Genomic DNA, 16133 nt, shown 5'->3' on the forward strand with positions numbered 1-16133 from the left:
TGGCGTCGACAATGTGACAAAGGCCGTCATTGGCCAGCCACCGTGCTGGATTATGATCTCGCACCAGGCTCCTTGTTTCGGCCGCATCGCAATCATCGGAACCGCCGCTGACCCGGCGCATTTGCTTTCATGTCAGTCTATCGCCTGAAAAACCTGCTATCGCCGCGCTCGGTCGCGCTCGTCGGGGCGAGCGCCCGTCCAGCCTCGGTGGGACGTGCCGTCCTGGAGAATATTCATAAGGCCGAATTCAAGGGACAGTTTGGCCTCGTCAATCCGCGCCATGCCGAGATCGGCGGCATCGCGGCGGTGAAGAGCCTTGACCGCCTGGATTTCGTGCCCGAACTCGTGGTCATCACCGCCCCGGCGGGAGAGATTCCGGGTATTGTCGAACAAGCCGGGCGTCGCGGGTCTGCGGGCGCGCTGATCGTGTCGGCCGGGCTCGGTCAGGGACCGGGATCGCTGCACGAGGCTGCGAGCGCTGCTGCCCGCAAACACGGCATGCGGCTGATCGGGCCGAACTGCCTCGGCATCATGATGCCCGGCGTCAGCCTGAATGCCAGTTTTGCCGCACATATGCCGGGGGCAGGCAACCTCGCACTGGTCTCGCAATCGGGCGCAATTGCCGCCGGCATGGTCGATTGGGCCGCGCAGCGCGGCGTCGGCTTCTCCGGCATCGTCTCGATCGGCGACCAGATCGACGTCGATATCGCCGATATGCTTGACTATTTCGCAATGGATCACAAGACTCGCGCGATCCTGCTCTACATCGAGGCTATCAAAGACGCGCGGAAGTTCATGTCGGCTGCGCGCGCCGCCGCGCGCGTGAAACCCGTCGTCGTGGTGAAATCCGGCCGCATGGCGCAGGGCGCGAAGGCGGCTGCCACGCATACCGGCGCGCTCGCCGGTGCCGACGCCGTCTACGACGCGGCTTTCCGCCGCGCGGGTGTCCTGCGAGTTTCCGATCTGCGTGAGCTGTTCGATTGTGCCGAGACGCTTGGGCGCGTCGAGTCCCCGACGGGCAAGCGTCTTGCCATCCTGACCAATGGCGGCGGCATCGGCGTCCTCGCGATCGATCGATTGGTCGAACTCGATGGAATTCCGGCAACCATTTCGGCAGAGGCGCGCAGGAAGCTGGATGCGGCGCTGCCGCCGACCTGGTCCGGCGCAAATCCCGTCGACATCGTGGGCGATGCTGACGCCTCGCGCTACGCGGCAGCGCTGGAGGTACTGCTCGGCGATCCCGACAACGACGCCGTCCTCGTCCTCAACGTGCAAACGGCGATCGCCTCGGCCGCCGAGATCGCCACGACCGTGACGGAGCTCGTCGGCAAATATCGCCAGCAGCACCGCAGCTGGGCGAAGCCTGTATTGGCGGCCTGGGTTGGAGCCGATCAGCATATCATTCAGACGCTGTCAGACGCCGGGGTGCCGAACTATCCGACCGAGGACGACGCCGTGCGCGGCTTCATGCATCTGGTCCGGCACCGCGAAGTGGTGGAGGAACTGAGCCAGGTTCCTCCTGCAATGCCCGATACGTTCGTTCCGGACGCCCAAGGCGCGCGGGAGATCGTCACCGCTGCGATTGCGGACGGTCGCGAATGGCTCGAGCCTGTCGAAATCAAGCACCTGCTCGAAGCCTACGATATCGCCATGGTGCCGACCTACGCGGCAACCGATGTCGAGCAGGCGGTGGCCTATGCGGAGGATATCTTCGCACAGGGCGGCACCGTCGTGCTGAAAATCATGTCGCGGGACATCATCCACAAATCCGATGTCGGCGGCGTCGTGCTCAACCTGACCACGCCCGAGGCCGTCCGAGGGGCCGCTACCGACATTCTCGCGCGGGCGAAGAAGCTGCGTCCCGAGGCCCGCATCGGCGGCGTCATCGTCCAGGCGATGGTCGTCAAGGCAAAAGCGCGGGAGCTGATCCTGGGTCTCGCCGACGATCCGACCTTCGGCACGGTGGTCGTTTTCGGCCGGGGCGGCACGGCGGTGGAGATCATCAACGATAAGGCTCTTGCACTGCCGCCGCTCGATCTGCAGCTGGCCCGCGACCTGATCGAACGCACGCGCGTGTCGCGGCTGCTCAAGGCCTATCGTGATGTGCCGGCGGTCAAGCCGGACGCAGTCGCCTTGGTACTGGTCAAGCTCGCGCAGATGGCTGCCGATATTCCCGAGATCCGCGAATTCGACATCAACCCGCTGCTGGCGGACGAGACGGGCGTGACCGCGGTCGATGCCCGCGTCGCGGTCGGGCCGCCGCAGCGGAAGTTTGTCGGCTCCGGTCCGGCCAATTTTGCCGTTCGCGCCTATCCCTCGCAGTGGGAGCGCCGCCTCAAGCTCAAGGACGACTGGCGAATCTTCGTGCGGCCCATGCGCCCCGAGGACGAGCCGACGATCCACGAGTTCCTGCGTCATGTGACGCCGCACGATCTGCGCCTGCGTTTCTTCGCACCGATGAAGGAGTTTACCCACGAGTTCATCGCGCGCCTGACCCAGCTCGACTATGCGCGTGCGATGGCCTTCATCGCATTCGACGAGGCCACCGGCGAAATGGTCGGTGCGGTCCGGCTCCATTCGGATTCGATCTACGAGAGTGGCGAGTACGCGATCCTGTTGCGGTCCGACCTCAAGGGCAGGGGGCTCGGCTGGGCGCTCATGCAGCTGATCATCGACTACGCGCGCTCGGAAAGCCTGAAAGCCATTTCGGGCGACGTGCTCCAGGAGAATACCGTCATGCTCGAGATGTGCCGGCAGCTCGGCTTCGAGGTCAAGCCGGATCCGGCAGAGCCCGACATTTGCGACGTCAAGCTGAAGCTCTGAGCGCGCGCTGGACCGTGTCGGGGTCCCAAGGCCTGCGTCAGGTAAGTGTGCGACGACGATTCATCCGATCTCATCGCGCTTCTGGAGCGCGGTGACTTCGGATATCACCGCGCCCCAGCCGATGGCGCGTCGGCAGACGCCTTGGTCGTCGTCCGCAAATTCTTGATGATGGTCGCGATCAGCGGCATCAGCAGCGGTGCGACCGTGCTGAGCGGATGATGCATTGCGCCCGACACTTGAGCCTGGAGCGCGCGGGCTTCGAGCTGTAGGGCCTCGATGGAGGTGTCGTGAATCTCGTTGGCGAGTTCGATGTCGCGACCCGACGGGGCACGGCCGGCGATCACGAAGAGCACTGCCGCGATGGCGAAATTGACGGCGCCGAGGATCGCGGCCGCGGCAATTGCGCTCCAGATCTGCACCAGCGCGAAATAGGCAGACAGCTCCAGCATCAGGAGCCCGAAGGCTGCGATCAGCGCCGCGAAGGCGCGCAGGCCGAGGCCGACAAGCAAATGACGCAGCCTGATGTCCGCGATGATCCTGTCGGTGCGCCACAGCACGCGCAGATGTCTGACGACGTTCTCCGTATTCACCTAATGTCTCCTCAGCATGAAGCCGACGACCACGCCCAGCGCGAAGGCGGAGGCGAGCGACGTGATTGGACGCTGCGCAACGAGGCCCTGGAGCTGTTCATGCTCCTGCTCGACGGTCTCGCCGAGTTCGGTGAGCGCAGCCTTGATCTGATCGGCGAGTGCCTCGGCACGCTCTTTCGAACTCTCGAACATCTCCTCGCCGGCGGAACTCAGCAAGCGCGTGACGTCGAGCTTCAGAGCCCGCAATTCTTCGCCCATCCTGTCACTGTCGAACATGGATTTGGTATCCTCACTGATTTGAAGTAAGCCTAGGACCCATTGGCGCGGTCCCGCTTGATTTGCGTCAAGCGGCAGGGCCTGTTCGGGCTTGAGACAGGTCAAGCCGGCCGCCACATGCCGGCCTAGAAATGCCGGCTGAATGGAGACCGATTGTCCCGTTGAGGTGGAAGCGTGAACCACGAACCGATGTTGCTCGCAGCGCCGTCCGGCGATGTGCTGAACTTGCGACCCGAGGGGCCCTGGACTGCCGCAAATGTGGTGACGCTCGAGACCTTGTCCCGGTCGGTCGGAGCCGATGTCGATCGCTCGCGCGTTGTAACACTGGACATGTCGGGCGTCAGTGCGCTCGACACGCTCGGCGCCTGGGTTCTGGAGAAGCTGTCGCGCAGGGCGACATCTTCAGGCAGATCGGCCGAATTCGTCGGCGTCGCCGACCATTTCAGCGGGCTGATGGACGAGGTCCGGCAGGTCAACCGCCATACGCCGGCCCCGACGGCTGCGCCCAATCCGGTTCTGGCGAGGCTGGGCGATCTCGGCAAGTCGACGGTCGGCGCGCGGGAAGACATCACGATCTTCCTCCAGATGCTCGGTGCCTTGTTCATGGCCATCATAGGCGTGCTGCGCCGGCCGCGTTCTCTGCGGCTGACGTCGCTCGTCTATCAGCTCTACCGCATCGGATGGCAGGCGATCCCGATCGTCGCGCTGATCACCTTCCTGATCGGCGCCATCATCGCGCAACAGGGTTTCTTCCACTTCCGCAGATTCGGCGCCGAGTCCTACACGGTCGACATGGTCGGGATCCTGGTGCTGCGCGAGCTCGGCGTGCTGATCGTCGCCATCATGGTCGCGGGGCGCTCGGGAAGCGCCTACACCGCCGAGCTCGGCTCGATGAAGATGCGTGAGGAGATCGACGCGCTCTCGACCATGGGGCTCGATCCCGTCGACGTCCTGATCCTGCCGCGCGTTGCAGCCCTGGTCATCGCGCTCCCGATCCTCACCTTCATCGGATCGATCGCCGCGCTCTACGGCGGCGGCCTTGTCGCCCAGTTCTACGGCGACATGGGACCGGCTATCTATATCGCCCGGCTGCACGAGGCCATTTCGGTCACCCACTTCAAGGTGGGCATCCTGAAGGCACCGTTCATGGCGCTGGTGATCGGGATCGTCGCCTGCAGCGAGGGGTTGCGCGTCAAGGGCAGCGCTGAGTCGCTGGGGCGGCAGACCACGACTTCGGTCGTGAAGTCGATCTTCCTGGTGATCGTGCTGGACGGCCTGTTCGCCGTGTTCTTTGCCTCGATCGGAATGTGACGATGGACGCGGCGCAAGACGAGTTCGCGATCCGCGTCCGTGACCTCGTGGTCGGCTTCGGTCGCCAGACCGTGCTCGACCGTCTGTCGCTCGACGTCCGCCGGGGCGAGATTCTCGGCCTGGTGGGGGCATCCGGCGGCGGCAAGTCGGTCTTGATGCGGACCATCATCGGTCTCATCCCGCGCCGGAGCGGGACCATCGAGGTCATGGGGCAGCCCGCCGGCGGCCATGGTCGAGCTGCAGCCACGGCATGGGGCATCCTGTTCCAGCAGGGCGCGCTGTTCTCCTCGCTGACGGTCCGCCAGAATGTCCAGTTTCCGCTCCGTGAAAATCTCGTCCTGTCGCAGGAGCTGATGGACGAGATCGCGATCGCCAAGCTCGAAATGGTCGGCCTGCGCCCCGAGGACGCCGACAAGTATCCGGCGGAGCTCTCGGGCGGCATGACCAAGCGCGTGGCGCTGGCGCGCGCGCTCGCGCTCGATCCTCCGATCCTGTTCCTGGACGAGCCGACCTCCGGCCTCGATCCGATCGCCGCCGGCGATTTCGACGCGCTGATCAAGACACTGCAAAGGACCCTGGGGCTCACGGTTTTCATGGTGACCCACGACCTTGCGAGCCTGACCACGGTCTGCGACCGCGTTGCCGCGCTCGCGGATGGCAAGATCGTGGCGATCGGTCCGATGCGCGAACTGCTGCAATCCGAGCATCCCTGGGTGCGCGCCTATTTCCACGGCAAGCGCTCGCAGATGCTGCAACACGAGATGAGATGAGAGATGGAAACCCGCGCTCCCTATGTGCTGATCGGTAGTTTCGTGCTGGCCGCGATCCTCGCGGTGTTCGGCTTCGTCTATTGGCTGAACAACACCGGTGGCATCGGCCCGCGTACGAATTATCACGTGCAGTTCCAGGGACCGGTGCCGGGCCTGCTGGTCGGCGCAGGCGTGCTGTTCAACGGCATTCGCGTTGGAGAGGTGACCCAGCTCGGGCTCGCGCCGGACAACCCGCGCTTCGTCAATGCGACGATCGCGGTCGCCACTGCCACGCCGGTCCGTGCCGACACCAAGGTTGGACTCGAATTCCAGGGCCTGACCGGCGTTCCGGTCGTGACGTTGGAGGGCGGCGTGATCGTCGCCAAATCCGGCGAGCCTCTGACCTTGATCGCGGACGCCGGTGCCGGCCAGAGCATGACACAGGCGGCGCGCGACGCGCTGCGGCGCGTCGACACGGTCCTCCAAGACAATTCCGGCCCGCTGAAGGACACTATCGCGAATTTCAAGACGTTCTCTGAGGGGCTCGCGCGCAACACCGGCAAGATCGACGGCATTCTGGCGGGGCTCGAGAAGATGACCGGCGGCGGCGCGCCCGCGCAGAAGATCACCTACGACCTGCGTACGCCGCAGAACATCGGGCCTGCCGACAAGACGCTGTCCGCGTCGCTGGCGATCCCCGAGCCGACCGCGGTTGCGATGCTGCAGACCCAGCGCATGCTGTTCGCCCCTAGCGGGGACAGGCCGGACTTTGCCGATTTCCTCTGGGCCGACAGCATTCCGAAATTGGTGCAGGCCCGCCTGATCGACAGCTTCGAGAACTACGACATCGCCCACGCCCCGCTCCGCACGAGCGACCTCGGACAGGCGGACTACCAGCTCCTGATCGACATCAGGCGCTTTCGGATCGCTACGGAGGGTGATGCACGGGTCGAGATCGCCCTGTCGGCGCGGATCGTCGACAAGGGCGGCAAGGTGGTGGCCTCGCGCCTCGTCGAGGCCAGCGAAAAGCTCGACAAGGTCGAACCGGCCGCTTCAGTCGCGGCCTTCGATGCAGCCTTCGCGCGCGTCGTGAAGGAGCTGATCGGGTGGACCGTGCAGGCGGTGTGAGGCCGGCTATTCCAGCGTCTTCAGGTAGGACAGCAGGTCGTGGATCTGGCCCGGGCTGAGCTCGAAGGCGGGCATATCGTCATGCCCGGTATAGATTCCCTCCGCCAGCGCCTCACCAAGGCTGTCGATCGGATAGCGCCGGTGCAGGCTGCGTAGCGGAGGCGCGGTCCCGAGCGGACTCTTGGAGACGCGGTCGATCGCGTGACAGCGTGCGCAATTGGCCCGAGCAAAGGCCTTGCCGCGTTGCTCGGCGGTCGGGGCCGCCAGCGCAGGCGTGATCAGAAGCAGCCCAATCAGGCCGTGACGCAGTGCGCTTTGCAGCATAAGGAGTGATCCCGTCGAACTCTGGAGGCAGAATAAGACGGGGATGCCACCCAAATTTGATCTGAGTCAATCGGCTTGGGCGCGGTGCAGTAAAATGCAAACCGCGCGGTGGACTCGGCTTGGTGTCGGGGGGCAGCTGGTGCGAGGAGCGGTGGATGAAGCCTTCCGTGGTCATGATTGAGCCGAACGGGCATTTTTGCGACGATTGCGCCGTACGCGGAGCGGCGGTCTGTTCGTCGCTGAATGCGGCCGAGCTCAGGGAATTCGAGCATCTCGGCCGCCGCGTTCATTTCGGGGCAGGCGACACCGTGTTCTCCGAAGAGGACATCACTACCTCGTTCTACAACGTCCTCGAAGGCGTCATGCGGCTGTACAAGCTGCTGCCCGATGGCCGGCGGCAGATCGTGGGTTTTGCCTTGCCCGGCGACTTCCTTGGGATGAATCTATCCGGCCGGCACAATTTTTCGGCCGATGCAATCGGCGTGGTGACCGTGTGCCAGTTCGCAAAGGCGCTCTTCACGCGTTTCATCGAGGACCGGCCGCAACTGCTCAGGCGCATCAATGAGCTGGCCATTCGGGAGCTAAGCCAGGCTCGCGACCACATGGTCCTGCTCGGTCGACGCTCGGCCGATGAGAAGGTTGCAACCTTTCTGCTCGGCTGGCGCGAGCGGCAGGTCGCAATCAAGGGATTGTCGGACACGGTACCCCTCCCGATGAGCCGTCAGGATATAGCCGACTACCTCGGTCTGACCATTGAAACGGTGAGCCGCACCTTCACCAAACTGGAGCGGCAGGGCGTGATCGAGATCATTCACGGCGGCATCAGCCTGCTCGATCCGGCTCGCGTCGAAGCAATGGCGGCCGCCTGAGATCCTGTACGGCACGGCGTCGGGCATTTGATCTCGATCAATGACGCGTGCCGCGCACCGCCAATAATGCTCCAAACAAATGGGGGGGGAGCATGATGCCTGCTGACGCGCTACTGGTGACCTTTGTCGTCGTCTCGATCTTCGTCGCATTCGCCGCAGTTCTGGCTTGGGCAGACCGGCAAACCAGCTCAGGCCGGCTCGATTCGAATTCCAAGAGCTGAATTTCCGTCAGGATTAGTCCGCCTCCAGCACGCTCATGGCCGACGCTCGCCGGCCCTCGCTGACGCTTGGTGGCATCTCAGCGCAATCGTGGCTTGCGCAACCTGCAACTCTGCATCGACGCAGACGCATCGGCGCATCCTTCGGATGCGAACTTCGGGCTCTCGCACGGCCTTTGATGACATTTGCCTCAAATCGCGCCCGTTGCTTTCCGGTTGAAAAGCTTGGCAACGTTGACTACGCAGGAACCCAGTACCTCGTAGCCTTGGGAGCCCCGCGGCGTGCCTCAGGACAAGACCGGCGACCCCCGACAGCCGGCGGGTAACAAACTAGCGGTCCTGCGCAAGCACCCGATCTTCGCGGATCTGGAGCCGGAGGCGCTGGATCAGCTCTGCCGTTACGCCAAGCACACGACGGTCAAGCGCGGCGCAACGATCGCCGCCAAGGGCGATCCCGGCAACAGCCTGTTCGCGGTGATCGCGGGGACGGTGAAGATCTCGTCGTCGTCGCCCGATGGTCGGAATGCCATCCTCAACCTGATCGGTCCGGGTGAAATCTTTGGCGAGATCGCAGTGCTCGACGGCGCGCCCAGGTCGGCGGATGCGACCGCCAACACAAATTGCGAGCTCTACGTCATCGATCGCCGGGACTTCCTTCCGTTCGTGAAGAGCCAGCCGGCGCTGGCGATGAAGTTCATCGAGCTGCTTTGCGCGCGTCTGCGCTGGACCAGTCAGCAGGTCGAGCAGGTGATCCTGCAGAATCTGCCGGGCCGGCTTGCGAGCGCGCTGCTCGGTCTCACCGAAGAGCGCAAGCTCGATTCCGGCAGTGGCACGCTCTCCATCACGCAGCAGGAGATCAGCGAGATGGTGGGGATGACGCGAGAGAGCATCAACAAGCAGTTGCGCGCCTGGGCCGGCCGTAACTGGGTTCGCCTCGAGCACGGCGCCATCGTCGTGCTGGATACGGATGCGCTACGCGCACTTGCGGAGAGCGGCGTCGACGGTACGTGATCCCCTGACCTAGTTGTCGAGGATGGCGACCGCGCGGGTCCAGCCCGCGGACGCCCTCTCGATCTTCACAGGAAAGCAGGCGATCGTGAAGCCGGTCGAAGGCAGCTGGTCGAGATTGTGCAGCTTCTCGAGATGGCAATAGCCGATGTGCCGTCCCGCCTTGTGGCCCTCCCAGATCAGGCCGGCATCTCTTGTTTCGGCATACTTCTTCGCAGTGTAGACGAACGGCGCGTCCCAGCTCCAGCCGTCGGTGCCCGTCAGCCGCACGCCGCGTTGGAGCAGATACATGGTTGCTTCATAGCCCATGCCGCAGCCGGAACTGACGTAGTCGGCTTGCCCGAACTTTGCGCCGGCACTGGTGTTGACGACGACGATCTCCAGCGGTGACAGTGTGTGCCCGATGCGCTTCAGTTCGTTCTCGACATCCTCGGCATTCACCACGTAGCCATCGGGCAGATGCCGGAAGTCGAGCTTCACGCCGGGCTGGAAGCACCATTCGAGCGGCACTTCGTCGATGGTCCACGACCGCTCGCCGCGGTTCATGGTGGGATGGAAGTGCCAGGGCGCGTCGAGATGCGTCCCGTTGTGCGTCGAGAGTGAGACCTGCTCGACGGCCCAGCCCTGGCCATCCGGAAGGTCTTCCGCCTTGAGGCCGTCGAAGAACTGCAGCATGCGCGGCAGGCCCTGCTGATGATCGATATACTGGATGGTCGGGTGATTGCCTGGGGGATCGGCGGTCACGTCGTTCGCGAGCGCCACCGAAATATCGATCAGCTTGCGCGGCATCGGCATTCCCTCAACCTGGTTCCGGCGTTCCGGCATCTTGAGCGGGCTTCATCGGCAGCGTCAAGTCACGTCGCCTTCATGGATGCGCCGGATCGTTCGATGCAACTCCTGCATTGATCGATGCCGATCTGCTCGCATTCTCGCTGTGGCTGCCACGCCTCTTGATGGGCTACAAGGGCTGGCAACATCAGGGAGACGCTATCAGTGACGGACTATCGCAAGCTCTTCGATCTCACCGGCAAGACCGCAGTCGTTCTCGGCGCCGCGTCCGGCATCGGCAAGTCATCGGCCGAGGCGCTGGCCGGGCTGGGCGCCCGTGTCATCTGCGCCGATCGCGCGTTCGACGCGGCGGAAGCGACCGCCGCCGGCATTCGCGACAAGGGCGGCTGGGCGGAGGCAGCGGCGTGCGACGCCGCGAGCGCGATGGACGTCAATGCGCTGGCGAAGACCGTGATGCAAAAATTCTCGCGGCTCGACATCGCCGTGACGACGCCCGGACTCAACATCCGCAAGACCATCCTCGACTATACCGAGGAGGATCTCGACCGCGTCCTCAATCTCAATGTGAAGGGCACGGTCTGGTTCTTCCAGGCCTTTGGCAGGATAATGGTCGAGCAGAAGGGCGGCAGCATCATCGCCTGCTCCTCGGTGCGCGCGGTCACCATTGAGCCTGGCCTCGGAGTCTACGGTTCGACCAAAGCGGCGATCGGTCTTCTGGTGAAGGGCTTTGCATCCGAAGTCGGGCACGCAGGCGTTCGCGTCAACGCGGTCGCGCCAAGCATTGCCGAGACCGCACTGACCGGCCCGTTCAAGCAGCGGCCTGACATCTACAATCTCTACGCCGGTCACACCGTCTTCAACCGCTGGAGCAGTGCCGACGAGGTCGCCGCCGCGGTGGCCTATCTCGCTTCGGATGCCGCAAGCTATGTCAGCGGCAGCACGCTGTTCGTCGACGGCGGCTGGACCGCGGTCGACGGCCCCCCGACCGGTCTTACCCAATTGCACAAATAGCGCAGGGCGCAGCTCGTTAGGGGGGAGAGTGCTGCGCGCGAGGCTGCGCTTCAGGCAGAGCGAGCCGTCTTCGCGGTTGCAGCAAAAACTCGCGGCGCGTCCGCTTTGAGCAAATCACAGGGGGCTTGCCGGATAAATGCGCTCGGCTGGCCGGTATTTTAGTGTTACGAACTGGGGCATGAACCAGCACGCCAAGATCGAAATCCGCCATTCGACCTGCCCGCATGATTGCCCCTCGGCCTGCGCCCTCGATGTCGAGGTGATCGAAGGTCGCAGCATTGGCCGCGTCCGAGGTTCGAAAAAGCAGACATATACGGCCGGCGTTGTCTGCGCCAAGGTTGCACGCTACGCCGAGCGCATCCATCACCCCGAGCGGGTCACCTTTCCCATGCGCCGCACAGGCGCGAAGGGCTCCGGGCAATTTGCGCGGATTTCCTGGGACGAGGCTTTGGACGAGATCGCTGCTCGGTTCAATGCGGCCGAGCGCGAATTCGGCGCGGAATCGATCTGGCCTTATTACTACGCCGGCACGATGGGCCTCGTGATGCGCGATGGCCTCAATCGCCTCACCCATGTGAAGAAATACTCGCGCTTCTATCAGACCATCTGCGCCAACGTCGCGCGGATCGGCTTTGCGATCGGCACCGGCAAGATCGCCGGCGTCGATCCGCGCGAGATGGCGATGTCCGACCTCGTGGTGATCTGGGGCACCAATCCCGTCAACACCCAGGTCAACGTGATGACGCACGCCTCTCGCGCCCGCAAGGAGCGAGGCGCGAAGATCGCCGCCGTCGACATCTACGACAACGAGACCATGAAGCAGGCGGACATCAAGATCATCCTGCGTCCCGGCACCGACGGCGCCTTCGCCTGCGGCGTGATGCATGTCCTGTTCCGCGACGGCTATGCCGACCGCGCCTACATGGACAAGTACACGGACTGTCCCGCCGAGCTCGAGGCGCATCTGGAGACGCGCACGCCGGAATGGGCGTCCGCCATCTGCGGCGTGCCTGTTTCGGAGATCGAAGCCTTTGCCAAGGCGGTGGGCGAGACCAGGCGGGCGTTCTTCCGCTTTGGCTACGGCTTCACCCGCTCGCGCAACGGCGCGACGCAGATGCATGCGGCGCTTTGCATTCCTGCGGTGACGGGCGCCTGGCAATATGAAGGCGGCGGCGCCTTCTTCAACAACTTCGCGCTTTGGCATTTCAACGAATCCATCATCGAAGGCCACGACGCGATCGACAAGACGACACGTGCACTCGACCAGTCGCAGATCGGACGCATCCTCACCGGTGATGCCGAGGCCCTGCACGGCAGGGGCCCGGTCAAGGCCATGCTGATCCAGAATACCAATCCGATGACCGTGGCGCCGGAGCAGGCGCTGGTCCGCCAGGGCTTTGCGCGAGAGGATCTGTTCGTCGCGGTGCACGAGCAGTTCATGACCGAGACGGCGCAAATGGCGGATATCGTGCTGCCGGCGACCATGTTCATGGAGCATGATGATCTCTATTACGGCGGCGGCCACCAGCACATCTCGGTCGGGCCGAAGCTGATCGATCCGCCCGGCGAATGCCGTTCCAATCATGAGGTGTTGCAGGCGCTGGCGCCGCGGCTTGGCGCAAAGCATCCGGGCTTTGAGATGAGCCCGCGCGAATTGATCGACGCCACGCTGAAGCTGAGCAATCACGGCGACATCGCGGGTCTCGAAGCCGACATCTGGCGCGATCTGCAGCCGGATTTCCGCACCTCGCATTATCTCGACGGCTTTGCCCATGCCGATGGGAAGTTCCATTTCAAAGCCGACTGGGCACATCCGCCTTTCGGCCAGACCATGGGCGACTACGACAAGATGCCCGCGCTGCCGGACCATTGGGCCGTGATCGAGCACGCCGATCAGGCCCATCCGTTCCGGCTTGCCACCAGCCCGTCGCGCAGCTTTCTCAACACGACGTTCAACGAGACGCCATCCTCCCAGGCGCGCGAGGGCAGGGCCAGCGTGATGATCCATCCGCTGGACGCAGCGCCGCTCGACATTGCCGATGGCGATGCGGTGACGCTCGGCAACAGCCGTGGCGAGACCACGCTGATTGCGACGCTGTTCGAGGGCGTACGGCGCGGCGTGCTGATCGCCGAATCCGTTCACCCCAACAAGAACCACATCGGCGGCCGCGGCATCAACATGCTGACCGGCGCGGACACGATCGCGCCGATCGGCGGAGCTGCATTCCACGACAACAAGGTCTGGCTCAGGAAAGCCGTCGCGGCCTGACGCGCGCCGCGCTTCGACCGCTGCAAATTGCGTCGAGGCGCTAAAGCGGCAGCCTTGCTGCAGATTGCCCTTGCACCTCGTGCCCGAGCTGCCGCAAATGGCCGCAAACGGAGCCAAGGAAGCGAGCGTGCCATGAGCGACACCACAGCCGTCATTACCGAGAAGCGCGGCCAGGCATTCTGGATCACCATCAACCGGCCGGAGAAGCGCAATGCGCTGAACGGCGACGTGATCGCCGGCATCAGCAAGGGCTATCGCGACGCGCATGACGACAAGGACGTCCGCGTGATCGTGCTGACGGGCGCGGGCGACAAGGCGTTCTGCGCCGGCGCCGACCTGCAGAATTCAGGCGCGGCTTTCGCGATGGATTACTCCAAGCCGAATGTCGACTATGCGGATCTGCTGCGGCTGTCGCAGAACGCCACCAAGCCGGCGATCGCGCGGGTGGGCGGCGTCTGCATGGCCGGCGGCATGGGCCTCCTCTGCATGACCGACATGGCGGTCGCGGCCGATCACGTCGTCTTCGGTCTTCCGGAGGTCAAGGTGGGCGTGTTCCCAATGCAGGTGCTGAGCCTGTTGCAGTCGATCGCGCCGCCGCGGCTCATTAACGAATGGGCGCTCACCGGCGAGCCGTTCGACGCCAAGGCCGCGCAGGCCGCGGGCCTCCTCAACTACGTCGTGCCCGCAGCCGAACTCGACGCCAAGGTCGACTGGCTGATCGGTCGCATCGTCGACAAGTCCCCGACGGCGATCCGTCGCGGCAAATATGCGATGCGCGCGATTGCCTCGATGTCGTTCGACGAGAGCATCGCCTACACCGAGAGCCAGATCGCGCTGCTCGCAATGACCGAGGACGCCAAGGAAGGTTTGAAAGCCTTCAGCGAGAAGCGCAAACCGTCCTGGTCGGGAAGATAAATGCGAACCCTTCAACTTCCGTCTCGCCTGGCGAGTGTCCGGACCGCGTATTCTGCCTATTGGCGCTAGCTGAACATGGGACTTGGGCGATGAAGCTGAAGTAGTCTCGGGAGACTCAGAAGTTCGGATCGACCTCCAAGGGAATCCATCGGCCCGCGGGAGGTTGTCTGCACCATTGATGCCTAAGGCCAGCAAGTTGCGCGCCTCGGAAGATCAGGCGAAGTGGTCAAAACCAGCGTCAGTGGCCACGCCGATGCTAGATGGTAGTCGATGCGCGCCTGATGCGACTTGCTCAAGCAGTAGAACGCGAGAGAGGCGCTCGCGCGCCTTGACGGATATATGAAAAAAAAGAGCGCCTCCGGAGAGACGCTCTTTTGCCACCCCATCGAGGGGTCAAGACATCCGATTGGACAGAAAGCACTACGCTATCGCACTTTCAACCGCCCCACGCCTTACTTGGCACAAGGGTTTCTACAATCGAGGGTTTAGGTAGCACACGAGATTAGCTCGAACAACAAGATCTCACTGCAAATGGTTAACAACGCCGGAAAGTCTCGAGACGCCCACGAAGGCGGGGCACGCTTCCGGACGAGAGGCGGGGCGACCTTCCCAGGCTCAAGCTGGGTGCTCCTGAACTAGGAAGTCCGATCTGATGGGCAGCATTTTATGATTCACTGCCCTTTGCGGCGAAATTTCTAACGACCGAAGTGGCGGATGCGAGATCACGGTCGATGCGCGCCTGACACTATTACTCGCGCTGGAAGGCAGCCTTGCGATGCGTTAGACGAAAGCAAAAAAGAGCGCCTCCGGAGAGACGCTCTTTTGCCACCCCATTGAGGGGTCAAGACATCCGATTGCACAGAAAGCACACGCTATCGCACTTTCAACCGCCCCCACGCCTCACATGGCATAAGGGTTCCTACAATCGAGGGCTTGGGTAGCACGCGAGATTAGCTCGAACAACGAGACCTCAATCCCAATGGTTAACAACGCCGGAAAATCTGGGAGACACGCGAGCTGAGAGAACACTTCCGATGTGAAAGGCGGGCGCTACGTTCCAAGGCTCGAGCGGTCACTGTAAGGAGCTCCGATCTGATGGGCAGCGTTTCACGATTAACTGCCCTATGCGGATCATCGACACAGGCGAAGAGCAGACGGTGGTGGCGCGAACCAGGATAACTGGTGAGATCAAATCCCGGTGGAGTATCGCCAGATTTTGTTATGATATTACTAGTTGGGTAGCCGGTAAGCGCTTGTCTTGATCCAAGAAGCGGTCGTCGCACAGTACCGGGCGGGTGCCCACGTCAGAGCTGTGCAATGTTCAGGCTGACTCGTTCTGATCCGGAGCGAAATGCCCAGCCCGTATTCGCGCCTCGCACGCCGGCTGTTCACGTGCCATCTTGGGCGGCGACATTTAGCGCGGGGATTTTTCTGTAGCGAGCGAATTATTTGGAGCCGTCATGATCGTTGCTCGATCCTGATTTACAATCATGCTGGCAGCTTGAGGGCGATTGACCTGCCCCTGAGTTTTCATCCAGAGGCAATTAGAGTCTCGGGGGTTTGTACGCCGATTGGCGCAGGTGGAGCAACGGGCGATCGGCGGAGCTGGTCGGGGTTGCGCAGCCGATCGCCCGTTGCGGTGAATGTGGCAGCATAGGCCGCCGGGGTGAGGTATTTCAGCGATGAGTGCGGGCGGTCGCCGTTGTAGTCGGCAACCCACGCCGCGATCTTTGCCCTGGCGTCGTCGAGGTCGAAGAACAGGGTCTCGTTGAGTAGTTCATCACGCATACGCCCGTTGAAGCTCTCGACGAAGGCATTCTGGATCGGCTTGCCCGGCGCGATGAAGTGCCAGT

The 16133-nt window shown here is 63.3% G+C and carries 14 protein-coding genes; 9 read left to right on the forward strand and 5 right to left on the reverse strand.

Translation table 11 applies throughout. The annotated features are described in order from the left end of the window. The first annotated feature begins 129 nt into the window (after positions 1-129). Positions 130-2823 (forward strand): bifunctional acetate--CoA ligase family protein/GNAT family N-acetyltransferase, encoded by a 2694-nt coding sequence (locus K408_RS0131435; RefSeq protein ID WP_024342361.1) that lies wholly within the window; start codon positions 130-132, stop codon positions 2821-2823. 104 nt (positions 2824-2927) lie between these two features. On the opposite strand, the gene K408_RS0131440 is transcribed toward K408_RS0131435, so the two are convergent. Beyond that, positions 2928-3413 carry a phage holin family protein gene (locus K408_RS0131440; RefSeq protein WP_024342360.1) on the reverse strand — a complete coding sequence of 162 codons (486 nt, stop codon included), beginning with the start codon at positions 3411-3413 and terminating at the stop codon, positions 2928-2930. Then, positions 3414-3689 (reverse strand): hypothetical protein, encoded by a 276-nt coding sequence (locus K408_RS0131445; protein ID WP_024342359.1) that lies wholly within the window; start codon positions 3687-3689, stop codon positions 3414-3416. Positions 3690-3863: 174 nt separating this feature from the next. Here K408_RS0131445 and K408_RS0131450 point away from each other — a divergent pair, with 174 nt between their 5' ends. The 3 genes from K408_RS0131450 to K408_RS0131460 are packed head-to-tail and all read left to right on the forward strand — an operon-like array spanning position 3864 to position 6877. Then, positions 3864-5000, forward strand: a complete 1137-nt coding sequence (locus tag K408_RS0131450) for an ABC transporter permease (RefSeq protein ID WP_024342358.1) — start codon at positions 3864-3866, stop codon at positions 4998-5000. A gap of 2 nt (positions 5001-5002) precedes the next feature. Further along, positions 5003-5770 (forward strand): ABC transporter ATP-binding protein, encoded by a 768-nt coding sequence (locus K408_RS0131455; protein WP_024342357.1) that lies wholly within the window; start codon positions 5003-5005, stop codon positions 5768-5770. A gap of 3 nt (positions 5771-5773) precedes the next feature. Further along, entirely contained in the window at positions 5774-6877 is a 1104-nt protein-coding gene (locus K408_RS0131460; RefSeq protein WP_024342356.1) for an ABC-type transport auxiliary lipoprotein family protein, read from the forward strand. A 6-nt stretch (positions 6878-6883) separates the two neighbouring features. Here K408_RS0131460 and K408_RS0131465 read toward each other — a convergent pair whose 3' ends face one another. Next, entirely contained in the window at positions 6884-7201 is a 318-nt protein-coding gene (locus K408_RS0131465; RefSeq protein WP_024342355.1) for a c-type cytochrome, read from the reverse strand. Positions 7202-7356: 155 nt separating this feature from the next. Between K408_RS0131465 and K408_RS0131470 the strand changes: the two genes are divergently transcribed. After that, positions 7357-8070 carry a helix-turn-helix domain-containing protein gene (locus K408_RS0131470; RefSeq protein WP_024342354.1) on the forward strand — a complete coding sequence of 238 codons (714 nt, stop codon included), beginning with the start codon at positions 7357-7359 and terminating at the stop codon, positions 8068-8070. Between the two features lie 500 nt (positions 8071-8570). Then, entirely contained in the window at positions 8571-9299 is a 729-nt protein-coding gene (locus K408_RS0131480; protein ID WP_024342353.1) for a Crp/Fnr family transcriptional regulator, read from the forward strand. A gap of 9 nt (positions 9300-9308) precedes the next feature. Here K408_RS0131480 and K408_RS0131485 read toward each other — a convergent pair whose 3' ends face one another. Next, entirely contained in the window at positions 9309-10085 is a 777-nt protein-coding gene (locus K408_RS0131485) for a cyclase family protein (protein ID WP_024342352.1), read from the reverse strand. A gap of 204 nt (positions 10086-10289) precedes the next feature. Between K408_RS0131485 and K408_RS0131490 the strand changes: the two genes are divergently transcribed. From K408_RS0131490 to K408_RS0131500, 3 genes are all read left to right on the forward strand, one after another. Further along, complete coding sequence (locus K408_RS0131490; protein WP_024342351.1) at positions 10290-11096, forward strand: SDR family NAD(P)-dependent oxidoreductase; 807 nt, start codon at positions 10290-10292, stop codon at positions 11094-11096. Positions 11097-11274: 178 nt separating this feature from the next. Beyond that, positions 11275-13365, forward strand: coding sequence for a molybdopterin-dependent oxidoreductase (locus K408_RS0131495; RefSeq protein WP_024342350.1), 2091 nt, complete (start codon positions 11275-11277; stop codon positions 13363-13365). Between the two features lie 132 nt (positions 13366-13497). Beyond that, the gene (locus tag K408_RS0131500) at positions 13498-14280 is read left to right on the forward strand and encodes an enoyl-CoA hydratase/isomerase family protein (RefSeq protein WP_024342349.1); all 783 of its coding nucleotides are present in this window, start codon (positions 13498-13500) and stop codon (positions 14278-14280) included. Between the two features lie 1530 nt (positions 14281-15810). Here K408_RS0131500 and K408_RS0131505 read toward each other — a convergent pair. After that, positions 15811-16133: integrase core domain-containing protein (locus tag K408_RS0131505; protein WP_155251395.1), on the reverse strand; the 323-nt coding region annotated here is incomplete at its 5' end.

Origin of the sequence: Bradyrhizobium sp. in8p8 (genome assembly GCF_000426845.1) — a bacterium.
GTDB classification, from domain to species: Bacteria; Pseudomonadota; Alphaproteobacteria; order Rhizobiales; family Xanthobacteraceae; genus Bradyrhizobium; species Bradyrhizobium japonicum_C.